The organism is Alteromonas sp. C1M14 (genome assembly GCF_018860965.1).
In the GTDB taxonomy this organism is placed as follows: domain Bacteria; phylum Pseudomonadota; class Gammaproteobacteria; order Enterobacterales; family Alteromonadaceae; genus Alteromonas.
In genome coordinates this window covers 61385-88344 of sequence record NZ_JAHKQF010000011.1, presented here as the reverse complement: position 1 = coordinate 88344, position 26960 = coordinate 61385, and the positions used below count along the sequence as shown (strand labels likewise).

Here is a 26960-nt window from a genome sequence, read left to right as displayed (position 1 = left end):
GGGTTACCAGGTTTTAGTAAGCTGTAAACCTACCGTACGGCCAATAATGGTCGCATTGGCAGAATCGTAAGCTTCGGGAACAGGATCATCCACCCCTGTACTGGCGTCGATGAAAGGGGCATCTTCATTAAACAGGTTGGCCACCTGCAAACTTACATGCATCCCAGACAAGACACCATCACCGTATGGGGATAAATCCAAGCCAAGGGCAAGATCAACGGTAGTCCAGCTATCGACTTTAATTGGCGAATCCGAGACCGCCACGGTGTCACCGGTGTCCACGTAGCAAATATCACACTCGTAGCTATCGGTATAATTCACAGTAAGGTTTAGGTCGTAGTTCTCCCACTCTGCCCAGAACCCCTGACGTGCTCGTAATTTTACCGGCGTTCCGGTGGCGGTGTATTTGCCTAATTGATCTTCATAACCGGTGCCCGGAGCACCTTGCAAGGCATATTCAGTTAGGTAGGTACCGGTAAAATACACCCCAGCTTCTGCTGCCCCTAAATCAAAATCATAGCTAATGTTGTAGTCGATACCTCGCTCTCTTAGCGATGCAATATTCATTTGCGTTGCATTTACAATCATCACCACATCAGCCGCTGAATCGGCGATCCCCGCTAGACCAAAAGTACCGATGTACTTTTCTTTGTCGAGCTGCGCTTGTACTTCTTCTTCACTGGGGTTGAGGATCAAGGCATCGATATACGGGCTCGTGCCAGAATCAAACAAATCCGTGAGAATTTCGTTGAAGGTCCCCGATTGAATACGCTGGATACGATCATCAACCTGAATATCGAAGTAGCTGGCAGTAATGCTTAAACCAGGCGCAAAATCTGGCGTATAGGTAAAGCCTAAAGTCCAGGTTTCTGCTTGCTCTGGCTCTAAAATGCCCTTACCGGCACCACCTGAATTAATTAATAAGGAAAATGAACATTGTTCACCGGCAACACCCGGTGTTCCCACAATACCGTTGTAAGTGATAATGTCGTTGTCACAGGGGCCATAGCGGCTTACATTGAGGGTATAAGACGAATTGCCGCCCGAGGTAGGTTGTGGCGAATCATCTTCGTAACGCATGGGCGGCGCATGAAATGAGGTGCCCCACGACCCTTTTAAGGTAAAGGCTTCGGTGAGCCGATAATCAAAACTCACTTTAGGATCGAAGGTATCATAGTTACCTGAACCGCTGAATTTTTCATAGCGACCTGCAACGGACACATCAAAATCTTCCGTAACCGGTACCAAGGCTTCTAAATAACCAGAGTAAGCATCCCGCTGGGTTTCTTCAAAAGCCCCCTCAGTAGTGGCAATATACATGGTATTACTGCGCAGGTATCCGTCGATGGTTTCCTGACGAAAGTCAATACCGGCAGCCATCATCAAATCACCGGCAGGTAAGCGCATTAGAGTGCCGTCGGCTTTAAAGGTGGCCTGTAGAACCGATGAATCGTATTCCAGTTTTTCATAGCCGTAGTATTGAGCAATTTGGGCGTCAGACAAGGGCTCGGTAGAAAAGGGATTTAACGGAATAACCGAGTCATCACAGCCGGGCACCGCCATATTACCTAAGGCACAAGCGATAAGATCGGTGCCTGTGGTCATGCGCATAGATGTTTGATAACGCTCTTGGGAATCACTGGCATAAGAAACAATCGCTTCGCCGTACCAGTCGTTGAACAGGTCAAACTTAAGTCCTAATTGACCGCTAACGTGGCTCACTGAAGCTTCCGCCTGCTGAACCACATCTTCATAGACCTTACCGAAGTAAATTCCCGCGCCGCCGGTTAAACTCGGATCGATATCCTCGATGTAATAGGGACTGGCGCTAGTTAACGGGTACTCGGTTAATACCGCATAGCCCATATCGTAAGTATTGGTGCGATCGGTATAGCGGATATCACCGTAAAGCTGTACCTCATCCGTTAAGTCTTGATCAAAAGAGGCGTAAATACTGTGGCGCTCAACATCGGGAAGAATATCGCGACCTTCATACACGTTGTAGGTACTTTGGTAATCATCACCCACTAAGTTTAAATCAGCATTGGTGAGATTATCGTTCGCGCCCTCGGGCACAATTGCCCCCACCGTGGCATTCACGCCCGCGGTTCCATTGGCAAAAATACGTGCTACAGGATCAAAACTTATTGAATGTTTGGTCCAATCAACACCGCCAAAACGGGTAAAATCCGTTCCTTGAGAATAGCGATCTCGGTCGGTCATTCGTACTGCACTACGCTTATAGTATTCTGCCCCTACCACGGCATTACCACTGTCCCAATTAAAACCGTGGATATGACTAAATGAGGTTTCATCACCACCGCCTTCGGTTGCAGTACCCACCTTAATTTTAGTCACTGGCGCATCGATATAGCGGGAAGTGACAAAATTCACCACCCCTCCCACCGCATCAGAACCATAAATCGCTGACGCCCCATCTTGGAGAATTTCTACTCGGGATATGGCTGACATTGGCAGAGTGGTCAGATCAACAAAATCGCCGTATTGACCAGAGTTGGCTAACCGCCGCCCATTGACTAACACCAAGGTAGATAGTGCGCCTAACCCACGTAAATTAACCCCCTGGCCACCGGAAAGGTTGGCATTGGACACCCCGGTATCTTGGCCACTTTGCACCGAGTCTGACATACCGACGCCGCCGCCTAGATTGGAAGGGATTTCTCGTAAATAGTCCGCCAGCGTAGAACGGCCGCTGTTTTCAATTGCAGTGGTGTCGATGGTTTTGACTTCTCCCCCCACCACACTTGCACCACGGATATTCGAGCCGGTGATAACAATTTTTTCTAGATCACTGGTCTCGCTAGGGGCTTCATTAGACTGCGCTAGAACGGGTTGACCTATCAGCACACCACTAATCAGTGCACTTAACACCCTTAATTTAAACGGTCTGTATTCCTTCATTTGTGGTTCCTCATTAGTGTATTTGCACTGAGTTTCATTCGCACTTTACTTGCCTCGACAGTGTCGAAATGCGTTATAAAAGAGGCTCAGGTGATGTATGCAATACCCCCCAACAGTAGGGTTGTGCAGTTAAGAAAGGGCACTATCTACTGAAGTTGAGTGTTCATTGAGGTAGTCTGTTGTTGACGAAAAAACCGCCATAGGAAGAAAAAAAAGATTAGAGGGAAACGGGGTAAAAACGAAATAACAGCAAGCTCCTAACCCTACCACTCCACATTGAAGCTTAGGGACAAGCTTCGCCCTAAACTATTGTGATTGGAAAAGTCATAGGCTTCGGGAATGGCATCATCGATGCCGGTGCCGGCATCCACAAACGGCGCTTCGGTATCAAAGAGATTTTGTACCCATAGGTTCACTGTGGCGGCCCGTGTTTCCCAAGCAAGTTGCCACTGCACGCCTAGATCCCAAGTAAGCCAATCATCAATATCAATGGCTTGCGAAGACTCAACAATCGCGCCTGTGTCGTCGGTGATGTAACACACCGTGCATTTATAGCTACTGACATAATGACTAACAAGACGCGCACTTACATTGTCAAAGTGCCAGCGCAGGCCTTGTTTGGATCGAAAAGCGACTGGTGCACCAGAAGATAAATACCGATTGCGATAATTGACATAGGGTTTACCGGAAGACGCTTTGGTGGCGTATTCAATAAAATAACTACCGGAAAAAAAGGCCTCCCACGATGTCCCCTCGTATGCAAAATCAAAATCGATCCCCTGTTCTCGCAATGCACCAATGTTACGCTGGGTCGCATCAACGATCATCGCCACATCTTCGGCGCTATCGGCAATCCCGCCTTGTCCATAAGTACCTAAGTATTTAGCCGAGTCCATTATCGTCTGTACCGCTTCTACAGAGGGATCAACTATCAGCGCAGAATCGTAGGTATCACCGGTGGCAAAAAATGCCGCTAATATTTGGTTGAAGGTTCCCGATTGTATACGTTGGATACGGTTGTCTACTTGAATGTTAAAGTAACTGACAGAAGCGTTAAAGCCGGGAAAAGCATCACTACGATAATGCAATCCGATAGACCAATTTTGTGATTCTTCGGGTTTGAGTTTATCTGGCCCTGCCCCGCCGGATATAACCAACACCGTCATGGAACATTGCTGGTCGGTAGCACCTGGCGAGCCAATAAGGCCGTTAAAGGCGACGAGTTCGCTATCACAGGGACCAAACCGACTTTGATTTAGCGTATAAGCTGCATTTCCGCCGGGTGTAAGTTGAGGAGAGTCGTCTTCGTAACGTAGCGCTGGCGCATGAAATGACGTCCCCCAAGCACCTTGTAATGTCCATTGTTTGGCGAAGCGCCAATCCACACCTAACTTAGGATCAAAGGTATTGTAATTACCGGTGCCGGCAAAATCCTCGAAACGGGCCGCCAACTGAATATCAATTGTCTGTGACAGGGGCACAACGGCTTCACCAAAAACGGATAAGGTATTACGTTTAGTCTCATTGAAGGTGTCTGATAAGCTGTTGATGGACAACATCTGTGTTTGCAGTTCACCCTTAATTTTTTCCTGTCTGAAATCTACCCCAAAGGCCACCTTGAGTTCACCATGGGGCTGAGGCAACAAGGTACCATCAAGTTTTAGGGAGGTTTGCAATACGGAAGAATCAAAAACTAAATTTTCGTATCCGTAGAGTTGTGCCATCAACTCATCAGACATGGCTTGGGTACTAAAAGGGTTATAGGACAATATACTGTCATCACAATTTTCTATGTCAGTATTGCCCAAGCTGCAAGCCAATATTCCCTCGTCATTACCATCTCGCAGCCCGTATTTTATACGGCGTTGTTGGTCGCGGGCAAAGGACGCAATACCTTGCAATTGCCAATGGTCAGCCAAGTCGTAATACAAGCCGACAGAGCCACTATGATGGCGCACCGAAGAAATACTGGTTTCACCGGCAGCGGTTTCCACTTTGCCAAAGGTGATCCCACCGTCATCGCGCATTAAATCAGGACTCAGATCCCCAATATAGTAGGGGCTACTAGGCAGCAATACGGAGGAATTTATAATTGGGTAACCTAAATGATAGGTAGATGTGCGGTAGTTCGACATCCCTTGTACCCGCAGTAACATTTGGCTACTAAGATCTTGCTCCCACTGGCCATACATTCCGTAACGTTCAATATCCGGCAGTAGATCCTTGCCTTCATAGACGTTGTAATCGCTGGTATAGCCCTGGTTAACCGGCAACAATTGCTCGGCGCTAAGGTCACCATTACTGCCTAAGGGCACCACAGCACCTACTTCGGCATTAGAGCCTGACACCCCGTATTTAAAAATGGTGGTGACTGGGTTCGCATTAAGTGACAAAGCCTGCCAGTTATTCCCACCAAACGCGGTAAAATCACTACCATTAGCATAGTATTGTCGCGACGTCATGCCCACTGCGGTGCGTGAATAAAGCTCGGCCCCTAAAGTAAGGCTACCGCTGTTCCAAAAAGTAGAAAAGGCATGGCTAAGTTGTTTTTCAGTGCCGCCACCGGCCGTTGCGGTGCCCACCGAGACATGGGTTTGAGCCCGCTGCAGTTGCTTTTTGGTGACAATATTCACCACACCTGCCACGGCATCCGAACCATATATGGCCGACGCACCATCAAGGAGAATTTCAATTTTATCCACAACGACTAAAGGAATGTGGCTAATATCCACATAGTCACCATATTGACCAGAGCTAGCCATACGTCGTCCATTGACCAGCACCAGCGTAGAAAGGGCCCCAACGCCCCGTAAATTAACCCCTTGTCCGGCGGAAAAATTTGCTTGGTCGGGTCCAAAATCCTGGCCGCTTAACGTTGCCTCGGCCGTGCCAACACCCGCGGTGAGATTTAGCGGATGGCGCTGTAAATAATCTGCAATACTGAATGCATTGCTGGCGGCCAATTCCTCGCTGCTAATGGACAATACATTCCCCCCCACCAAGGTTGCACCACGTATATTTGACCCGGTTACCAACAATGTTTCTAAAGAAAATGCCGATTTTTCTTCAGAGGCTTGAACAGGCTTCGGAAGTTGAGGAGGGACAAGGCGTTTAACCGCCGTCCTATTGAGGCCAAAATCAGGCTCGATGGTGATCATCCCAGCCGCAGAGATATGACCTTGCAAAGGAGTCTTGTCCAATAATAAGGCTAATGCTTGCGGTAAAGTGAAGCGACCGTTCACGGCATTGGTTTGCACATTTTGAATTAAACTGGATGGAAATATTACCGATGCATTGGCCTGTCTTGCCAATATTTTGATGGCTTGATCTGCGGATTGCTGAGGAATTTCAAATGCAAATTTCTGCGCTGTTTTAGCCCTTACCTGCACGGATAATGAGGCACCACAAACCACCAGTGTAAAACCGATTAACACACTTCTTGTAAGTAGCTTTTGCGCTATCTCACCTAAGCCCCTCGTAAGCCTATTCTCCTTTATGATTGCACATGACTTTCCATTACCACATCGACCTTCTCCCTTAGCTCGGTACTTAGTTGATGTTGACTTAAATACGCCACCTGATGAAACATTTTCATTGCCATTTCATCTGGATGGTTATGCAAGGTTAAAAAGGGCCTAATGAGTGCAGCGGCCAACTGTGGGTTGTGTTGGTCAACCTGTAGCACGACCTTCGCTAACAATGCATAACCACGCCCATCAGGATGATGGAACCCACGTGGATTACCCTCACAGAAGGTTTGTACAAGGGCCTTTACGCGGTTGGGATTGGTTACATCAAAATGGGCATGACGCAACAACTTGCTCACCCGTTCTATACTGTTTTTGGTGTGACACAATGCTTGCAATTTGAACCACTTATTCATGGCCCGCGAAGCGTATTGCCACTGGGGCTGCAATGCATCAAGAGTCTGCAATGCCTTATCAGGCTGACAAACAACTAATGCATCGAGTATACCAAGTTGCTCATTCATATCCTGGGAGGTTTCGCAGCGACGAATTAAACGCCCCTGTTCTTTTTCATCAAAATGATTAAACAACAACGCGAGCAATTGTTTGTACAATACACGCCACAAGGCACGTTGCTGAACGTCGCCTTCAGCACAAGCCTTTTTAGCGTTTTTTAACAACCGTTTAAAGGCATGCTCATTAGCCGCGACAATACAACGATTCAACCAAATACGGGCGGTTTCTAAGGCTACGATATTGCCGCCGAAGCGATCCACCAGCCAATGAGCGGGAGGAAGTTGCAGCATTTGTGCGAGAAGCTCTGGTGCCACCTTTTGCTCGCAAAGGCGACTAATGGTGTGGATATAACCGGTAAGCGAATAGCGCTGTTTAGATAAGTTGGCGTTTCCAGCTAACCCACAAAGTATAACGGCGGCCCACTGTTGTTGGGTCAACCAACGCACCACGGCGTCCTGAGCTCCCAAGATAATCATCCGGCGTTGCTCATCGTTTAAGTGCATATCGCACTCTACCGGTGCAGATAAATCACACAACATAGCCACCACGGGTTTACTGCCTCTTAGGGGAAAGAACCAGGTTTGTTTTTTTTCATCCAGCATCAACTTTTGTGGTTGAGAAACAATCCGCCCAAGACTGTGATCCCAATGCAGCAACTCAATCCAAAGGGGCATCTTCAATACCGGAGTTTCATTGGTGCTAATTTGTGTAACTGTGAGTTGCAGTTCCTTCCGTTGGTGATCACAATCCATCTCGCAGACCAAGGTTGGCGTGCCCTGGTAATCAAACCAATGAATAAGCCCACCGATATCACGATTAGAGTGGCGTTGTAACACGCAGAGCAAGTCTTCACAGGTTGCCCCTCGACCATCAAAGCAACGTAAGAAATCCCGCATTCCCTGCTTAAAACCTTCATCCCCCATCAGCCGCCACGCCATTCGAATAATCTCAGCTCCCTTCTCATATACCGTGCTGGTATAAAAGTTGTCTATGGCCCTTACCATTGCTGGCCTTGGGGCATGACCAAAGGGACCTTTATCTTCGCTAAATTGGCGAAAAAGCAACATTTTAACGGCCTCTAGGCGGGCAGTGATGGGACTAAAGATATCGGCACTAAAGCACTGATCCCGAAACACTGTTAGCCCCTCTTTTAAAGTCAACTGAAACCAGTCGCGCACCGTCACCCGATTCCCCGTCCAATTGTGAAAGTACTCATGGGCAATCACCGAGGCGATTTGGTAGTAGTCTTCATCGCAGGCCGTTGCAGGATCCGCGAGCACGTACTCAGAGTTAAAAATGTTTAGCCCTTTGTTTTCCATCGCCTCAACGTTAAAAAAATCAGTGGCAAGAATTTGATAGGTGGACAAGTCATAACTTAGGCCATAGGTTTGTTCGTCCCATTGCATGGCCTTTTGCAAGGCCTGTAACGCATAATCCCCCCAACGGGATTGACCGGGTAAAGTGTATAGCGCCAAATCAATAGGGAGGTTATCCCCACTGATAAACTGCGCCCGATTACACTCTAATTGCCCCGCCACTACAGCGAACAAATAACAGGGCTTGGCAAACGGGTCGTGCCAGGTGGCCCAGTGCTGATTTTCGCCTTGTCGTCCCGCGGCAATCCGATTGCCGTTGCTCAGTAGCACCGGACAGTCTTTAATAGGGGCGTGTAACGTAACGGTATACACACTAAGTACATCGGGTCGGTCGGGGTAGTAGGTGATCTTGCGAAATCCTTCCGCTTCACATTGACTACAAAACACCCCATCAGCCACATAAAGCCCCTCTAATTCGAGGTTTTGCTGTGGGCAGATTTCGCATTCTATGGTGAGTTGGAACTCCCCTGGCGGCACGGCAATAGACAAGGTAGAGGGTGTTAATTGATAGTCATGGATAGCTTGACCATTTAGGTATACCCCTGTCAGGTGCTGACCTTCACCATTAAGCATCAACCACGACTGTGCCGGGTCTGTGGACACCACATTCATACGATTGCGCACCCGGGTTACCTCGGCATCGAGCCAAAGAGTTAACTCGATACGAGGAATTTGAAAAGGGAACCTTTGATACGCCCCTTTTCGACGATAAACCGGCGCAACAGTGTCTGAAAATACATCCATAGACAGAGGCTCAATACTCATACAGCACAGATTTAAAGTTTTCCGCCTTATCGATATCGCCTGTTCCCTTGTACTGGGGAATAAGAGGATAAGGGTACACGGGGCGAGTACGCACCACCGCGTCTTTTTCATCGAGCTTAGCCGTTATTAATTTGTCTGGAGCGGTTCCGCTTTCCAACCAGCGCTCTAAGGCGGCCATGCCATCAACAGTGCCTGGTCCTGGTCCTGATGAATCACAATGCGATACGCCGGGTAGCAGGAACATTCGAGCAAATTTCTCGACCTCTTGATTGCCCCCCATAAAGCGACTCACCTCTTCGTACCACTTTACTGAGGCATGTGCCGGAATAGCGGCATCTGCCCAGCCGTGCAGCACAATCATTTTGCCACCGCGGTCGCGAAACAAGCGCAAGTCTGGGTTGTCGGCATCAAAATGAATCGCAATTTCAGCTAAGCGATTTTGCTCTTGCTGGTAGTTAAAATCGCGCCAGTTCGCGAGCTTTTTTTCTGTTGGATAAGCGATGTATTTCATGTATTCGGTGGCGGCGTAATAGTGCCAAGGTTTTTCCGGGCTGCCCGCTTCGGGCAATACCCAGTAGTACCATTCTGTTTCTGAACCCATGGGCAAACCACCGTATAAAACTTCGCCATTACTGCCTATTGAGGGAGCATATAATTCTTCGACTGCGCGCACCTGCTGGGCCGTTAAGCACTGGCCTTGCACACCGGCATCACAGGCCAAGGTGGCCGGATCAAATTGACACAAACGGGGATCGGTAATTAGCCCGTCTTTTAGGCCATCGGCTTCATCACAAGAGGCCATGGCCGCTGCGCGAATAGTATCTAAATAGGACACATCCATAAGCGCTTGCTCATTCGGCCCCATTATAGCTTTGGCATTATCCATACAGCTGATCAAATTGACCTTGGTGTAATTGATGGTAGGCCCGCGGGCGATAACACCGTCAAAATCTTCAGGGTAGCGCTGGGCGGCCATCACACCGGCCTGACCGCCTTTTGAGCAACCGGCAATAATGGAGTATTTAGCTGGTTGTTGATAGTAAGCCTTCACCAAAGCTTTGCCGACGATGGCCAATACATGATTAGCACGATGGGCAAAATCAATTTTTTCACCTAAATTGCCCTTGGCCCACACCGCATCAAAGCCATAAGCGGAATGCCCGCCATCATGGGTTAGCGTGGCGTATTGCCGCGCTAAGCCAGCCATAGCGCGGTGGGTTTCCACCTCGCCACAAAAGCCATCACAGGAGGCCAACAAATAGCGACCGTTCCAGTCTTCACTAATTGGCAGGCGAATTTGAAATTTAATGGTGGGATTAACATAGCCGTCTAAAATGCAATGGGCCGGCAAGGTGCGCGTGGCCTTTGGAATTGGCGCGGCCATCAGTTCGCTAAACATGTGGGTCAGCGCGGCATCGTCTTCGCTTAATGCTTGCCCTGACACGTAGCGCGCATGGGTTACCTTAGCCGCCGCATTGCCCTCGTCTAACTGGGAAAAGTCCATCCACTCCATGGCGCTGCAGCGCGCTTCATTTGATGAGGCCCAGGCCGAAGATGTTACTATTGAGCCAAGCACAAGACTGATAAAAAACAGGACTCTCCCGTGTAGGCTGAGTCTGGCGTGGGTGTTATCCATGAATAATTTCCTCTGAGTTTATTATTGCGCTACTAAACAGGTACCTCGAGCGCCAAAAAACCGCTATATAACCTGTGGGATAATCGCTGAATAAACGTGCTAATTGGCCTTTTTCTTAACCAGTTGGTAGCTCAGCAAGGAAGTTATAAACACCGCTAAAATCATCAAGGTGGCAAGAGCATTAATTTGCGGGCTAACCCCCATACGCACCGACGAGAACACCACCATGGGCAGTGTTGTGGCGCTGGGCCCAGAAACAAAGCTGGCAATCACTAAATCGTCTAAGGAAAGGGTAAAAGCTAACATCCAACCGGCTATCAGGGCTGGCGCGATAATTGGCAAGGTAATGGTGCAAAACGTCGTTAACGTTCCAGCGCCAAGATCTCTAGCGGCATCTTCTAAACGTAAATCAACGTCTCGCAAGCGACTGCTTATAATGATGGTAACAAAAGCCATGCAAAAGGTGACGTGGGCAATCCAGATGGTCAACATGCCACGACCTTCCGGCCAATTGACCAGTTCATTCATATTCACAAACAGCAGTAGCATGGATAAACCGGTGATCACATCAGGCATTACCAAGGGCGCGGTAATCATGCCCATAAACAAGTAACGCCCTTTAAAGTGACCACACCGAGTGAGTGCCACGCTGGCCAGGGTACCTAAAAACACCGCCATCGTGGCCGAGGAAACCGCTAATTTTAAACTTGTCCATACCGCAGACATTAACGCCTCATTGGCAAATAACTCGACATACCAATGCACGGAAAACTCAGACCAAACATTCACCCGCTCAGAGCCATTAAACGAATAAAAAATTAAAGTCACAATGGGCGTATACAGAAATAACACCCCCAAGACCATGGTGCTAGCGGATAAACTCGGCCAGTGGATGCGATTGAGTTTCATGGCTATTGTCCTCGCTGATCGGTCGATTTTAGGTCTTGAAAGCGCTGCAGCAAAATAATCGGCAACAACAGCATTACCAGTAATACAGTGGCCACCGCAGACGCCACCGGCCAGTCGCGATTGGCGAAAAACTCCGTCCACAACACCTTGCCGATCATCAGCACATTCGAGCCACCGAGCAGTTCAGGCACCACAAATTCACCGACAATGGGAATAAACACCAGCAAACCACCGGCAATAACACCCTGCATGGCCAAGGGTAAAACAATGGTGACAAAACGCGTAACCGTGCCCGCCCCTAAGTCCGCGGCGGCGTCGAGCAATCGACCATCAAGCTTAATTAGGTGGCTGTACAGAGGTAAGATAAAAAAGGGTAAATAGCAGTACACGATGCCGATGTACACCGCCACCTCGGTATTAAGGATCCGCAGTGGACTGTCAATAATGCCCAGTGCCATGAGGCATTGATTAAGGGGTCCTTGGCTGCGCAAAATACCCATCCACGCGTAGATCCTAATTAAAAAACTGGTCCAAGAAGGCAACACCACCAGCATTAAATATAGGTTGCGTCGGCCGGTCGGGGCTTTGGCAATAAACCATGCCATGGGAAAGCCAATGAGAATACACAAACAGGTTGACCAAAACGCAATGTTCAAAGAATTAAGCAGTGCCGCCGGGTACAGCTCATCTCCTAATAACCAAAGATAATTACTAAAATCGAGGATGATATTCCAGCGCCCGTCTTCGGCGGTAACGATATCAGAATAAGGAGGTTGGGCGATTTTCGGCTCGGTAAGGGAAATGCCAAACACAATCAAAAAGGGCACTAGGAAAAACACGAGTAACCACAAATAGGGTGGCAAAATAACTAGGCCTTTTTGCACGTACTGACGCCACTTCATCATTGTGCTTCCGTCACCACAGTGGCATCGGGAGCCCAATACACCCAAACTTTTTCGCCCCATTGGTAAGGCAATGCCATGGTGCGCTGGCTGTTGAGTAGATTGACAATAAACACAAAGCCCGATGACAACTTCACGTGGTAAACCGATTGTGCTCCCATATAGGCAATATCGACAATTTCCCCCTCGCTCAAGTTTTCACTTTGCGCCGGACGATGCCGCGATAAAGCCGCCTTCTCGGGGCGTATGGCCACGCTTAATTGCTGCCCTATGTGACACGTCAGGCCATGACCAATATAGATATTGCCGCTGAGTTCGGCACAATGTAAATGCACGGCATCAATGCGGTCTCTTTCCACGACCCCTCTTAGCACATTGACTGAGCCGATAAATTCAGCAACAAATCGAGAATTAGGTTGTTCATAAATTTCCTGGGGCGTGCCAACCTGACGTATGCGTCCGGCATCCATAATGGCCACGCGATCAGCCATGGTCATGGCCTCTTCTTGATCATGAGTCACCATGACACAGGTTACGCCGAGATCCTCGATGATGCGGGTTATTTCCAGTTGCATATGCGCACGTAACTTTTTATCTAAGGCCCCCATGGGCTCATCTAACAACAATAATTTAGGGCCCTTAATTAAGGCCCGAGCGAGGGCAACCCGCTGTTGCTGCCCACCAGACAACTGACTTGGCTTTCTGCCACTTAAATGCGCCATTTGCACGCGTTCTAGCATGTCGTCGACCTTAATAGCGATCTCACGACCTTTCATGCCTGCGCGTTTTAAACCATAGGCAAGATTTTGCGCCACTGTCATGTGGGGAAACAGCGCATAGGATTGAAACATCATATTGATTGGTCGTTGCTCAGCCGGTAAGCCGTTTAAGCACTCGCCATCTAAATGGATCTGTCCTTCTGTGGCTTGGTCAAAACCGCCGAGTAATCGCAACAAAGTAGACTTGCCACATCCAGAAGAGCCCAGCAGCGCAAATATTTCGCCTTGCTTCACTGTTAAATCGATGCCATCAACCGCAGTGAAATCACCAAAGCGCTTAACGATACCGTTAAGATTTAAAAAAGAGGGATGACTGGCAACAGGCTCCGACATCATAACTACTCCGCTCATTGTCCGGTGAGAATTTCGGTCCACGCACGATTGATAACCCGATCAACACGAGGGTTAATTGGTCGCGCCGGAAACAGGTTTTCACGCTGTGCCTTGGTGGGATAAATCGCCGTATCGTTGGCGATAATTGGCAGCGTCATTGGCCGCGATGCAGTAATGGGGTTGGCGTACCAAATATCATTGGTATTGCGCGCCGCAATATCTGGGCGCATCATAAATTTGATAAACGCCAACGCTTCTTGCGGGTTTTTCGCATCGCTGGGGATCCCCAACATATCCACCCACATCAAAGCCCCTTCTTTGGGAATAATATACTCAATAGTTTGTGGTTGAGCGGCACTGGCAGCACTGATTTTGGCTTGTAATATATCCCCAGACCAACCCACCACCACGCAGATTTCACCCGTGGCGAGGTCGTCAATATATTTAGAAGAATGAAAATAGGTAATATGAGGCGCCAAGCGCATTAATAATTGCTTGGCTTGGCCCTGATAATTCTTAGGGTTGTTTGAGTGAGTCGGTAATCCAAGATAATTGAGCACCAAAGGAAAAATATCGGTAGGGGAGTCTAAAAACGCCACCCCACAAGTACTGAGTTTAGCGAGATTTTGCGGGTTGAACACAAGCTCCCAAGAATCCAACGGCGCATCTTCACCCAATACCTCCAGTACCTTGCTGCGATTAAAGCCGATTCCGGTTGTGCCCCACATATAAGGCACGCCGTACTGGTTATTAGGGTCGAGTTCGCCTAGCGCGGTCATTAACATTGGATCTAACTGGCTAAAATCCGCAAGTTGCGTTTTGTCTAAAGGTAAATAAATGCCCGCTTTTATTTGGCGCGCCATAAAGTCAGCAGAGCTTACCACCACGTCATAGCCAGACTGACCGGCCAGTAATTTACCTTCCAGAACCTGATTGGAATCCACCAGGTCGTAGATCACTCGTATTCCTGTGGTTTTCTCAAAATCGGACAGCACATTTTCGCCGATATAGTGATTCCAGTTATACACATTAACGTGTTTCGCCACCGCAACCCTTGACCAGCTAATAGCGCTACACGCTATTACAAGCACGGCTAAAAACATCGGCATGGGTGAGTGAGAAAACGAGTTTTTCATAGTACCTACATATCCGTTATCCGGTGACTAAAAATCCCCGGGAATACCACCCCGGGGAAGGAGACGCGATTGTTGTTTCGCAGGGAAGAGAAACATGTCATTGCAGTCATAACAGAAGTTCGCTGAGCGATAAAAAACCGCTATAAGCAGACGTAAAAATTAATTGAGCACCTTTTCTGCCACCTCATCGAAGGTGAGTTTGATACGGGCAAACAATTCGTCAATTTGCCCACAGCTAATCACTAGCGGGGGGGATAACACCATGGTGGAGCCCACATGACGCATTACAATGCCGTTTTTGATCGCAAGGTCGCGACACAAAGTACCCACTCGCCCCTTGTCGGGGAAAAACTCATGGGCGGTTTTGTCAGCCATCAGTTCAAAGGCTCCGAGCAAGCCCACGCCCCTAGCCTCACCAATGAGTGGATGGTCACCAAGTTTGCGTATTTGTTGCTGAAAATAAGGGCCAACCTCAGCTTTAACCTTGTCGACAATGCCCTCGTTGCGCAGAATATTCACATTGGCTAGGGCCACGGCGGCGGCAACCGGATGGCCTGAATAGGTAAAGCCATGGTTAAACTCGCCGCCCTTGGTTTTTAAGACCTCAGCCACCCGATCGGCAGTCAATACGCCGCCGATGGGCATATAACCGCTAGACAAGCCCTTGGCGATGGGCATTAAGTCTGCCTCTACATCAAAGTATTCAGAGCCAAACCATTCACCGGTGCGGCCAAAGCCGCAAATGACCTCATCGCAAACCAGCAAGATATTGTATTGCTGGCAAATGCGTTTTATCTCGGGCCAGTACGTCGCGGGGGGAATAATGACTCCCCCTGCACCTTGAATGGGCTCGGCAATGAAGGCCGCTACCTTGTCTTCGCCAAGGGCGATGATCTTGGCTTCGAGTTGTAGCGCTATTTGCTTGCCAAAGACTTGTGGATCACGGTCAAAGCCCTCGCCAAACCAGTACGGTTGGTCAATGTGCTCAATACCGGGGATCGGCAAACCACCTTGCTTGTGCATGGCACTCATGCCACCTAAGCTAGCCCCCGCTACCGTGGAGCCGTGATACGCATTGTGGCGGGAAATAATGACCTGTTTACTAGCCAAGCCTTGGCAGGCCCAGTAATGTCTCGCCATACGCAATACCGTATCGTTCGCTTCTGAGCCCGAGTTACAGTAAAACACGTTGTTGATATGCTTTGGCGCCACTTCACTTAGGATTTCGGATAGCGCAATGGCCGGCGGTGTGGTGCACTGAAAAAAGCTGTTGTAGTAAGGTAGTTGCTGCATTTGAGACATAGCGGCATCAACCAACTCTTGGCGGCTATAGCCTACATTGACACACCACAATCCCGCCATGCCATCTATCAGTTCTTGTCCTTGCGTATCATAAATATAGATGCCCTCGGCACGGTCGATAATACGCGTGCCTTTTGCTGCTAACTCACCACTGTTAGTAAAGGGATGAATAAAGTGCTGAGCATCCAATTGGGCCAAGTGCGCTGTAGTGTTGTGCATGGTTATTGTCCTTGTTTAGTTGCTTGATAGCGGCCACAAGCCGCGCCAAACTGGCTGAAAATATGTCGATAGAAAGGGTTATTGTGGGTTTGCCATTCAGGGTGCCATTGCACCCCTAACAAAAACCGTTCGGGGTCGCGACAAGAGATCGCTTCAATCAGTCCATCGTCGCTAACGGCCTCTTGTTGCAAGCCATTGCCAAGACGATCTATGCCCTGTTGATGAAGAGAGTTAACTTTTACTCGGCTGAACTTGCCTTGAGCGGCTAACCACCCCTTTGGCGAAAGCTCCACCCAGTGCGCAGGGGCATATTGCGCCGCCAAGCTCGCGGTTTTATCTTCACCATGGGTAGCTAGCTCGGGCACATGGGATAATTGTTGGTGTAGGCTGCCACCAAAGGCCACATTAATTTCTTGCATACCTCGGCATAAACCTAGCACCGGCATACCGCGGGCAAAGGCAGCGCTGATCAACGGCAAGGCCAGTGCATCGCGGTCTTCATCTAAGTCGTCGCTGTTTAAGGCCTGTTGCTGATAACGGGCAGGCGCAACATTGGAATAGCTGCCGGGCAAAAGCACACCATCAATGGCGGCCAGCACAGTGTCGAGGCCTTGGTTGTGTTCAAAAGCAGGAATGAGCACCACAGCGGCGTTTAGCTCAGTGACCACCGTCCTGATGTATTTCTCTCCCACACAATGACTCACATGGGGAGCAATCATTTTACGATCGCAGGGCATACCAATTAGCATCGTTCCTCTACTCCTACATCCCGTAATGCACACCTTAAAGTGGCACTAAAAACACTCATAATAAGAAGAAGTTCGATGGCAAGAAAAAAACCGCTATAGCCGAGGAAAACTAGACGCCACGGGGGATTTAGCGTTGACATTATAAACGGGTGCTCTATTATCTGGTCACAGGGAAGAACATTGCAGTCTATTTTTTCATTGTTTCCGGAGCTTGACTCTGGAGCTTTCGTATAGGAAATAGACATGTGTAAATTGCCGTCCCAAGCCACTTCAACACTTTCTACAAGCGCCCTTTCGGCGTGCAACTCCATCGACTTACTGCTGCCCGATATCAATGGCATTTTACGAGGCAAACGCGTTACCGCCAGTGCCCTAGAAAAAGTATTGAGTAAAGGCGTTTACCTACCCATTTCCCTGTTTGGGACCAATGTGAATGGCGATACCGTCAACGATACAGGTTTAGGTTTGAGTATTGGTGAGCCCGACGCAATCTGTTGCGCCGTTAATCAAGTGGTTACACCTGTTCCTTGGTCGCCAGGACGGGGGCAGTTACTTATGACCATGTTAGATGAGCAACACCAACCATTCGCTATCAACCCTAGAGCGATCTTACAGCGCCTGTGGCAGCAGCTAAAACAACTCGGCTATGCACCGGTGATTGCCGTTGAGCTAGAGTTTTATTTACTTACGCCAGAATCGCAAAACACTGAGTTAGCGGCTCCCATTAACCCCTATACCCAGCGCACCGACGACACTACCCAGGTGTATTACATGGATGATCTCGATGCCTATTCACAGTTTACCGACGCGGTTCAAGCCGCCTGTCAGGCTCAAGACATTCCCGCTGATGCTGCGGTAGTGGAGTACGCGCCGGGCCAATTTGAAATAAACCTCAGTCATAGCGATGACATAGTCAAAGCCTGTGATGATGCCATCTTGCTCAAGCGCACCATTAAAAACGTTGCACGGCAACACAACTATATTGCCTCATTTATGGCGAAACCCTTTGCCCAACAGGCCGGTTCGGGGATGCACATTCATGTGAGTCTTTATGACGACAACGACAATGTGCTGCACAACCAAGACACTTTGCACAATGTTATTGGCGGCTTACAACACTCCATGGCCGATGCTATGCTGCTGTTTGCCCCTCATGCCAATTCTTATCGCCGCTTTCAAGCGGATATGTATGTGCCCATGGGTCCAACCTGGGGCTATAACAATCGCACCGTGGCGCTGCGCATTCCCGCCGAGGGCGGCAAAAACTTGCGTATTGAGCACCGCATTGCCGGCGCTGACGCCAACCCTTACTTGGTAACTGCTGCGGTAATGGCCGGCATTATCGACGGTCTTGTCAAGCAGCGCAGCTGTACGAGTGCTAGCAGTGGCGATGCCACACAACAGGTGACGCATAACAACCCTCGCTATTGGCACCAAGCGATTCAAAGCTTTAGCACAAGCCAATGGATACGCGAGTACTTTGGCAAACAATTCCAGCAAATATTTAGCAAAGTCAAACTCAGTGAACTCAATGAGTTTGAACAACAGATAACCCCCACCGAAATCAAGTGGTATCTGCACACCCTATAACCTGTTAACTTTTTTTGAGGATTTCCTATGCATTACCATCGCGACTATTGGGAAACTAAAGCGCAACAAATGGCGTTTCCCAGTTATGCAATTATCGACGGAACCCGTGTTCAGGCCACAAGCGGCGCTTCTTACGCCAATCGCAGTGCTATCGATCAATCCATACTGTGCCACATTCCCGATTGTGACAGCCGTGATATCCACAAGGCTGTAAATGCTGCCAGAGACAGTTTCAACAGTGGTTGTTGGTCTGCATTGGCGCCAGCAAAGCGCAAAAAGGTGTTGCTCAAATTGGCGGCGCTGATTACCGCCCATGCTGAAGAGCTGGCGTTACTAGAAACCTTGGACATGGGCAAACCCATTACCGATAGCCTTAGTGTTGACATTCCCAGCTCCGCCAATGCCATTGCGTGGCACGCCGAAGCCATAGACAAATTGTACGACGAAATCGCCCCCTGTAGCGGCGATGAACTCGGTTTGATCACCCGTGAGCCATTAGGCGTGGTGGCGGCTATCGTGCCGTGGAACTTTCCGCTAAATATGGCCTGTTGGAAATTAGGCCCGGCGCTGGCAACGGGCAATAGCGTGGTGTTAAAACCTTCGGAAAAGTCGCCATTAACGGCCATTAAACTTACTGAACTGGCCTTAGAAGCGGGTATTCCCCCTGGCGTCCTCAATGTGGTCACCGGCTATGGCCAAGCCGCTGGCGAACCCTTGGTTCGCCATATGGATGTGGACGGTTTAGTATTTACGGGGTCAACACCTGTAGGTAAGCACTTACTTAGTCTTGCTGGGCAAACCAATATGAAACGCACCTTTGTAGAGTGCGGCGGTAAAAGCGCCAATATTGTTTTTGCCGACGCCGAGGATCTCGACCTAGCGGCAAAAACCGCCGCCGCGGCAATTTTTTACAACCAAGGTGAGGTCTGTACCGCGGGCTCTCGACTACTTGTAGAGGCTTCCATCGCCGACGAATTTATCGATAAAGTCATCAGTGCGGCGGCGGCATTTGCACCAAAGCACCCACTTGATCCCAATTGCAGCATGGGCGCGATAGTCGACGAACAACAGTTTGTGCGCATTCAAAATTATATTAACGACGCCCAAGAACAAGGGGCCACACTCGCTCATACGCTGTCGGCGGCGGCGCCATCAAACGGATATTACATACCGCCAACAATACTCACTGGGGTAACACCAGACATGCGTATCGCGCAACAGGAAGTCTTTGGTCCGGTACTCAGTTGCATCACCTTTACCAGCGATGCAGAGGCCTTGGCCATTGCCAATGATACCCCTTTCGGCCTAGCGGCGGGTGTGTGGACGCAAAACCTCAAACGCGCCCACAAGGTTGCCAAGGGTCTGCGCGCCGGCTCGGTTTGGGTGAACAATTACTTTGGTGGTGATATGACTGCGCCCTTTGGCGGCTTTAAGCAATCGGGTAATGGCCGCGATAAATCTCTTCACGCCATGGAGAAATACACCGAACTAAAAGCAACTTGGATAAATCTGGCTTAACTATTGAGCAAGCCGGTGATGAGGTGATCCACAACGTAGGGTCTTCTGAAGCCGGCTCTGTGGGAGTTATCGTTTTAGGTTATGAGGAAACATTGCCATGCCCTTTCATTCTGAAGGCATGGTTCGACCTAGCATCGATACCTCTGGCAAGGTGACCGTGGCCATCTTATTCCTGCAAGAATACCAACTACAAAGCCAGTGAAGTGAGCTAGGTGGCTGGTATTAATGGTGATCAACCCTGCAGAAAATTCACCTAGGACGAAGATACCTAAGAGTGTGAATACCGTGTTGAAGTGCCGAAGCCTAACGTAATAAGCAATGGCATAGGCAAGCAATGTAAATGCGCCTCCCGACATTCCCACTAGCGAGTCAAAAGATGTATGCCAAAAGCAGTGAACAACATAAGTCACCCAATGAGAAAACACTGCCCCAACGAATAAAAGAAAAAACAGATGCCTTTTTTTACCTTGCGGTATGAAAGAAGCAAATAACAAAGTCAACGTGCCATTAAGTGCCCAGTGTTGTGTATCTTGGTGTATGAATGGGCCGGTTAGAAATCGCCAGGAAGACATCAACTCGATATTAGGGTAATAGTTTCCTGCAACCATCACTAAGTTTTCAAAACTACCAAAGTAATCGGTTAAATAGTGTTGAAGTAAAAAAATGCCGAAAAAGAAAAAAACGAAAATCTCGGCCAGTTTTTTAAATGCCTTTTTAAAAGCATAAATAAATGTGACCTTCTGTTTACAGCATTTTAGCGAGAGTATGCTTAAAACCCTATCGACCACGGCGAGCAGAAAGAGTAAATCAAAAGCCACAATATACTTTAGAGAATCATCAATGTTGCTTACCTGCAACAACACTGAAACCAAAAACGTACAGGCAAGCAAAATGACCACGTCTATTCGTGCTTTTCGGCAAAACGCAGCGTAAAACTTGTGGCCTAAAACACCATGGTGGGTGGGTAATACAAAGCCGCTGTGATCAGCAATCAGCCAGCCATCGATAGGCCGCCATTTTTTCACAAACCTATCCACATCTTTAATATCAAGCGTGACACCGCCGGGCTGCATTACTTTCATAGCTAACTTCACCTTAATTTCAATCGCCGAATAACCACGACACATTCCGGTTGGAGAAGCGCATTTAATCCTGCATAAGATAAACACACGCTAAAACAGCGCCCGTTGCAATTAGCCCCACACCGGTAAAGCCAACAGCAAAAGCAGCACCGGCAATGGCGGCCTCTGCAATAGCGCCACGCTCAGGACTTAGCCCACCGGTGATATTCTCTAACTCACTTACAGGTAGTTCCTGCATATTTTCCTCCGACCTTACTAGACTGTTATTTAAAAAGTTACGTTCAAAATCCTTAGCCGCGTTATCTGGCTCCGCTTCCCTAGGAAAGTAGGTCACTATATTAAAAAAATAGCCCTCTAATAACTGGCCAAAAAAACAGAAAAACCGGCACGATAAGACCCTTCATGCAATGGAGAAACACATCAAGCTAAAAGCAACTGGGGTAAATCTGGCTTAACTATTGAGCAAGCCGGCGATGAGGGGAGCCACAACGTAGGATCTTCTGAAGCCGGCTCTGTGGGAGTTATCGTTTTAGGTTATGAGGAAACATTACCATGCCCTTTCATTCTGAAGGCATGTATCGCGCTAGCATCGATACCTCAGGCAAGGTAACTGTGGCCATCTATGGTGACGAAGGCGAGTAAGCAATTAGCCCCGATCCCAAGTAATTTAGCTTTTCTCATCCCGCCACTAAATTGGCAAACGCTACCTGAGTGCTATCTCACTCAAGGTAGCGTGATGGGCTACTGCCCATAATCAACAATGGCTATGTCTTAAAAGCCGTTAACTACGCTTGCTAATTGCACCACTGCCTCTGACATGGCACGCCGTCATTATTTCCATCCATTTTTGTATTAGGACAATTTCTTAGAAAGTATGTTGCTTCTGCACAAGAAGTCATCTGAGAACAATAGGTTCTACCATCACATCTAAATTGCAGACTAGGTTTCTTAGGTTTAGTGAAGCTTGGAGTTGTAGGTGTGGAAAAGTTCGAGTTGGTAAAGCTGGAAGAGGAGCCTGTGACAGACGATACACCACCGTTAATATAAGCAACGCCCACAATAATAATAAGACCTAATACTTGTAGCTTGAAGGGGCCTTTTGCGTCTTGCCAATGAACAATCAGGTAAAAAAAAGCTACGGGGGCAATAAATAAGACCGCAAGCCCCCATAAAATCCCTGTTCTAAAAGCCGAAATCAGCAGACCGATTCCGCCTAAAATAAATATTCCAAATCCAACATAAAAAACTACGTCACTCACTCTGTGTTCCTTTTTAAAGCTATAGCGTTGCTAGTATTGTCCATTAGGGTATCTACAAATATAGTGACGCCAAATGACAATATCTCTCAATTAGCCTTTGAGCCTACAAACTAGTGATAACTTATTTCAATATCTTGGGCTTGATTTAAACATCCAAAAGTAAAGTCATGAGCCTACCCTTGATAGCTACCACAAAGCCTAGAGACGATTTTTTGTATCGCCTAGGTGCCAAGCTTACTGCCCAATTTGGTCTGTTTTATCGGTGTTATATAGGTATTGCTAAGGCAGTATGATATGAAGCTTCCCGTATTTATAATCGAGGGTAACAATGAAATCTTTGAGTAAATCATAACCAATTAATCCCACAACCCGTTTACCTTTTATGCGGGAAAGACTTTCGTATCGGCTTTCTAAATTCGTTTTTTGCCCTTCTGCTGGAAAACTAATTTTTACATTGTCAATTTCGTAAGGGCCAAATTTGACCAATGATGAGGTCGCAACTTCATTGACACCAAAACCGTTAGCACCAAACGACGTTGACGTGCCTTCAACCTTATCTAGCAGCCCGACTTTTGAGGCCGTTCGGCGATCAATTAACACTGTCCCCGCGTTGCCCGTATCTACTAATAACCACAGTGACACGCCGTCAATTTCGATTTGCGCGATAGGCATTCCCGTTCCCTTTTGCGACACAGATTTCACGTTTGCCGCTTCTCCCATATCTACCGTATCTCGCGTTAATAGGCGCATTTTTTTATGAGGGTAATCGAGTTGTACAATGAAGTTGTAGAAAAAACCTGCCCCTAACAACATACCATTGGTGTGATGACCTAAACTGCTTTCTACCAGCCGATCTAGTTCAAATTCACTGCCGAAAATATCTACCGTGACATTGCGGTAAGTCCGCTTTTTCTCGACCTTATGCACGCCCTTAATGTTAACAAAGGGCCCTTTGTCGAAAGACAGTTCGTGCTTGCCGATAAAAGCCTTATTAATGCTGTCGATTTGAGAGCCAGAGTCCAAGATAGCCCTAGATTCAATCCCTTCAATGGTGACAGGAATAAAGACATGGCCATTGTCCAAAGTAAAGTCTGTCCAGGCGCTAACCGCGCTGAATACGTTAAAAGAAAATAGAAAAAGAAGGAGTGATAGATATCGCGTCATAAAATTCCCTTTAAACAAGCGACTTATATCTAGCAAGTCTAATTATTTATAATTAGCATAAGGTCTGTTCACGATCAATTTGAGCAATGTAAGTTTATCGTAAAAGTGGCTTTTTGCATTTAATGATGAAAGTATTTTTACCTTGTTCTATTTCATCACCGAATTGGACTTTAATATTTTGAAAATGAAGTTTGATAGTAGATAGAAATTAAATGCACTTTCATAAAAGTAAATAATAGCGAACCTAAACCCGAATAAGGGATAGGCCACAATATTTATTAATTGGAGAGTAAATTACTGTATAGCAAAAACACTAATTGGTTTTAGTGACTTCACTAAAAACCCCGTCGGATAGGGCGATGAGAAGTGAGCTATATTTTAAATACGCCTTAATTCACAACCTTCACAGGCTGTTTGAAGTTCATGATACCTAGATAAATCCAACCACCCAATAATGTAAAACCAAGTGCAAATGAGAATACAGAACTTACTAACATAGAGCGTTCTTGTTGCCTTGCTAATCTAGCAGCAAATAACGCAGGCAAAACTGCCGTAAAAACTAAAATATAAGGTATCATCACATTTATCTGCATTTACTTCTCTTAATTAATGATTATAAATGTACGACAATTAGTATGATTTTCTTCGTCTTGCATAAAAGTGAAAGACTACTTTTGTTTGTCTTTGGCTTCTATGCTTTCTTCGATACTTGGTTGTTCAATATTGGCTTGCGCAACTAGCTTTTCCCGTTCAGCTTTAGAGATATAACTCGGCTTATTACTCTTATGAATTTTAGCATTGGCCTTTTTATCTTTTTTCTGAAGTTTTTTGATGATTTTTTTACGACGGTTCACAACCAATCCCCTTAAATGGTTTCGTTTATTTTGCTTATTATACAGTCATCCCAGCTAAAGCAGGTCACTACCGAAATGACGAATAGCATTTATTGCATACCGGAAATTTTTAATTCACGTATTAACGGCCTCTTATACGTTAAAAATTGCGTTCGGCACACTTGTTGATTACTTATTAGGCTATGGTTTTCAGTCTCTGAAAAGAGACTGGGCTTAGTAAGAAGGTAGGTGAAATTTGTCCCTATAGGAAGATTGTTCAATTTTTGCCGCTTTATAGACGGTAAGACGGTTTCCTAGCCCTATCAAGAAGAGGTTAATCAGCTAGTACTTGATGCTAAGTAACAAGGATATGTATCAACAAATTTCCCTGGTTGTCGAAAATCCATTGAACAAATTAACCCCTCAGTTAGTCAAAAGACATTATTTAATAATATCATTCGACAACACTTGGGTTGGCTAGTGGTGTGGTGGGGTGTTTTCGGCGGCTTAATTGGTTTAGTTGCTGCACTCTTACCTTTTTAATCATTGAACACAAAAGCGAATACAATGAAACAAAGCAGTCAGGCAATACTCTACCATGTTCACGATCCTATGTGCAGTTGGTGCTGGGCCTTTAGACCCACATGGCAAAAGGTAAAACAACAACTTCCTCACAATATTGAAGTACGTTATTTATTGGGTGGGTTAGCGCCAGACTCCAATGAACCTATGCCTAATGCGATGAAAACCGCCATTAGCGGCTATTGGAAAACCATTCAGCAACGAGTGCCAGGCACACCATTTAATTTTGATTTTTGGACTCAATGCGAACCACGACGCTCAACCTACCCTGCGTGTCGCGCCGTTATTGCGGCGAGAAACCAAGATCACAGCAAAGAAAGCGCCATGATAAAAGGGATCCAAGAAGCTTATTACCTGCACGCAAAGAATCCATCTGACGATGCCGTACTAATTGACTTAGCCGCTTCCCTTGGGCTAAATAGCCAACGCTTTGCTAGCGATTTAAATAGCCTTAGTACACAGAATGCGTTAGCTGCTGAAATTAGGTTAGGCCAAGACATCGGCGCTCAAGGCTTTCCCAGCTTAATATTAAAAACCGCCACTGGGTATCAATATATTATGCTCGATTACAATAACCCCGATGCCATACTGACCCAACTAAACAGCCTGTCTTAAGGGCCAAAGTAGAGAGCAAAACCAAGGTCGTAGATAGCTTTAATACCTCCTAACCTTCGTGATGATGGGAACAGTGAAATCGCTATCGGAAATTTAAATGTATACTTGTACCCAGAAAATAAAGGCAATTGAAGATAATATAAGTACCGGTACATTTAACTTTTGAGGGAACGTTAATCTTGATGACCGAGTGCGCTTCCATGTCATTACCACACCAGTATAAGACATAGCAGTAAGCGCTACGCCAAAAATAAACCACAGCATTTTTAACCAAAATCCGCCGAAGTCACCAAAATGCAGAGGGTCTGCATACTCATTGATGTAAGCTTGGGTAGGAATTGTAGCAGGAGAATACTTTTCAATTACACGAAAAGATTGTGGATCGATATAAACTCTGTGCGCTCTGTTGCGAATAACTGGGTTGCTATAGCTTACACCTCGTAGCTGTATCGCGTTTCTGTTAGATAATGAGTTATAAAAAGCGGTTATTTCCCAATTTTGATGGGCATTTTGAGATTCTGTTATTATGTGTCGAAATTCATCCACACTGAGTATGCCTGTTACGTCCTTACTTGTACTTTCAATAGTAGGATTAGCAACTTCCAACCTAACCCCAGCAACAGCATTACCAAATTCATATAAATACCAAGCACCTGTAATGGCCATCAATGCAGTAAACCAAAGTCCCCAAAGGCCTAGAAATTTATGTAAATCACTAATAAAAACTCGTTTTCCTTGATGCAAACGCACTCGCCACAGTGCTTTACGCCAATTTCGTGTAGTTTTAATACCGGTGTAAATTGAAATAAGTAAAATGAGTGACAATGGGCCTACAATCAGTAAGCCTGGAAATGCCGGCATAAACAAATAACGGTGAAAATCTCGAAAGAAACGTTGGGTGGTCAATCGAGGGATATCACCTTTTACTTCATACGTCCAAGGATCAACCTGAACAAACCGGTTGTGTAATCGGTCATTCTCTATTACCACTCTAAATGAGAGATACTCCGAGTCTAATTTAACCATCGAAACAATAGGGCTATCAGGGTAAGTAGCAACAACCGATTGATAAATTCCAACCCAATCATCAACCTGCATATGCGCAGAAGCATTATCGGGTTTATGACTTGCACGTAGCTCTGGAAAAATAAGCCAATCTATTTCATTCGATAAGGTGGCGATGGTTCCTGTAAGCAGCACAACAAACATAACAATAGCCAACTGAAATCCAACCCAAGCGTGCAGGTTGTATAGTGTTCTTAGACCTCGTTTTTTTGCCATAATTTTTTGCCTTGATAATAACGTC

General features: G+C 47.0%; 20 protein-coding genes and 1 pseudogene. 4 read left to right on the top strand and 17 right to left on the bottom strand.

Annotated elements, in window-relative coordinates:
- Positions 1-3 precede the first annotated feature (3 nt).
- The 10 genes from KO501_RS09945 to KO501_RS09900 all read right to left on the bottom strand — a co-directional run bounded on the left by KO501_RS09945 (position 4) and on the right by KO501_RS09900 (position 17011).
- On the bottom strand, positions 4-2922 hold the full coding sequence (locus KO501_RS09945) for a TonB-dependent receptor (RefSeq protein WP_216029520.1): 2919 nt from the start codon (positions 2920-2922) through the stop codon (positions 4-6).
- Positions 2923-3185: 263 nt separating this feature from the next.
- Complete coding sequence (locus KO501_RS09940; protein ID WP_216029519.1) at positions 3186-6356, bottom strand: TonB-dependent receptor; 3171 nt, start codon at positions 6354-6356, stop codon at positions 3186-3188.
- 59 nt (positions 6357-6415) lie between these two features.
- Complete coding sequence (gene pepN, locus KO501_RS09935) at positions 6416-9046, bottom strand: aminopeptidase N (protein ID WP_216029518.1); 2631 nt, start codon at positions 9044-9046, stop codon at positions 6416-6418.
- Positions 9036-10682: a tannase/feruloyl esterase family alpha/beta hydrolase gene (locus KO501_RS09930; RefSeq protein WP_216029517.1), complete on the bottom strand. Its 1647-nt coding sequence runs from the start codon at positions 10680-10682 to the stop codon at positions 9036-9038. Before KO501_RS09930 ends, pepN begins: the two co-directional genes overlap by 11 nt.
- A gap of 99 nt (positions 10683-10781) precedes the next feature.
- On the bottom strand, positions 10782-11591 hold the full coding sequence (locus tag KO501_RS09925) for an ABC transporter permease subunit (protein ID WP_216029516.1): 810 nt from the start codon (positions 11589-11591) through the stop codon (positions 10782-10784).
- Positions 11592-11593: 2 nt separating this feature from the next.
- Complete coding sequence (locus KO501_RS09920; RefSeq protein WP_252728347.1) at positions 11594-12493, bottom strand: ABC transporter permease subunit; 900 nt, start codon at positions 12491-12493, stop codon at positions 11594-11596.
- Positions 12493-13608 (bottom strand): ABC transporter ATP-binding protein, encoded by a 1116-nt coding sequence (locus KO501_RS09915; protein ID WP_252728312.1) that lies wholly within the window; start codon positions 13606-13608, stop codon positions 12493-12495. The genes KO501_RS09920 and KO501_RS09915 overlap by 1 nt, the downstream gene beginning before the upstream one ends.
- Before the next feature lie 11 nt (positions 13609-13619).
- Positions 13620-14741, bottom strand: a complete 1122-nt coding sequence (locus tag KO501_RS09910) for a polyamine ABC transporter substrate-binding protein (protein WP_252728310.1) — start codon at positions 14739-14741, stop codon at positions 13620-13622.
- 159 nt (positions 14742-14900) lie between these two features.
- Positions 14901-16262, bottom strand: coding sequence for an aspartate aminotransferase family protein (locus KO501_RS09905; RefSeq protein ID WP_216029513.1), 1362 nt, complete (start codon positions 16260-16262; stop codon positions 14901-14903).
- Between the two features lie 2 nt (positions 16263-16264).
- Positions 16265-17011: a gamma-glutamyl-gamma-aminobutyrate hydrolase family protein gene (locus KO501_RS09900; RefSeq protein WP_216029512.1), complete on the bottom strand. Its 747-nt coding sequence runs from the start codon at positions 17009-17011 to the stop codon at positions 16265-16267.
- 243 nt (positions 17012-17254) lie between these two features.
- Between KO501_RS09900 and KO501_RS09895 the strand changes: the two genes are divergently transcribed.
- The gene (locus tag KO501_RS09895; RefSeq protein WP_216029511.1) at positions 17255-18601 is read left to right on the top strand and encodes a glutamine synthetase family protein; all 1347 of its coding nucleotides are present in this window, start codon (positions 17255-17257) and stop codon (positions 18599-18601) included.
- A 27-nt stretch (positions 18602-18628) separates the two neighbouring features.
- Complete coding sequence (locus KO501_RS09890; protein ID WP_216029510.1) at positions 18629-20119, top strand: aldehyde dehydrogenase; 1491 nt, start codon at positions 18629-18631, stop codon at positions 20117-20119.
- A 128-nt stretch (positions 20120-20247) separates the two neighbouring features.
- On the opposite strand, the gene KO501_RS09885 is transcribed toward KO501_RS09890, so the two are convergent.
- Positions 20248-21201, bottom strand: coding sequence for a rhomboid family intramembrane serine protease (locus KO501_RS09885; protein WP_216029509.1), 954 nt, complete (start codon positions 21199-21201; stop codon positions 20248-20250).
- 64 nt (positions 21202-21265) lie between these two features.
- Positions 21266-21439 carry a hypothetical protein gene (locus tag KO501_RS09880; RefSeq protein WP_216029508.1) on the bottom strand — a complete coding sequence of 58 codons (174 nt, stop codon included), beginning with the start codon at positions 21437-21439 and terminating at the stop codon, positions 21266-21268.
- Between the two features lie 314 nt (positions 21440-21753).
- Between KO501_RS09880 and KO501_RS09875 the strand changes: the two genes are divergently transcribed.
- A complete protein-coding gene (locus KO501_RS09875; RefSeq protein ID WP_216029507.1) occupies positions 21754-21843 on the top strand; it encodes an isoaspartyl peptidase/L-asparaginase in 90 nt (29 codons plus the stop codon).
- A 152-nt stretch (positions 21844-21995) separates the two neighbouring features.
- Here the strand turns inward: KO501_RS09875 and KO501_RS09870 are convergent.
- The 4 genes and pseudogenes from KO501_RS09870 to KO501_RS09855 form a co-directional block, all read right to left on the bottom strand.
- Positions 21996-22136 (bottom strand): annotated as a pseudogene (locus KO501_RS09870) (excalibur calcium-binding domain-containing protein); the annotation flags it as partial.
- A gap of 603 nt (positions 22137-22739) precedes the next feature.
- Positions 22740-23624, bottom strand: a complete 885-nt coding sequence (locus KO501_RS09865; RefSeq protein ID WP_216029506.1) for an aspartyl protease family protein — start codon at positions 23622-23624, stop codon at positions 22740-22742.
- 389 nt (positions 23625-24013) lie between these two features.
- Positions 24014-24217 (bottom strand): hypothetical protein, encoded by a 204-nt coding sequence (locus KO501_RS09860; RefSeq protein ID WP_216029505.1) that lies wholly within the window; start codon positions 24215-24217, stop codon positions 24014-24016.
- Between the two features lie 75 nt (positions 24218-24292).
- Positions 24293-24478: a DUF2986 domain-containing protein gene (locus KO501_RS09855; RefSeq protein ID WP_216029504.1), complete on the bottom strand. Its 186-nt coding sequence runs from the start codon at positions 24476-24478 to the stop codon at positions 24293-24295.
- Positions 24479-25024: 546 nt separating this feature from the next.
- Here KO501_RS09855 and KO501_RS09850 point away from each other — a divergent pair.
- Complete coding sequence (locus KO501_RS09850) at positions 25025-25654, top strand: DsbA family protein (protein ID WP_216029503.1); 630 nt, start codon at positions 25025-25027, stop codon at positions 25652-25654.
- Between the two features lie 93 nt (positions 25655-25747).
- Here KO501_RS09850 and KO501_RS09845 read toward each other — a convergent pair whose 3' ends face one another.
- Entirely contained in the window at positions 25748-26935 is a 1188-nt protein-coding gene (locus KO501_RS09845) for a PepSY-associated TM helix domain-containing protein (protein WP_216029502.1), read from the bottom strand.
- Positions 26936-26960 lie beyond the last annotated feature (25 nt).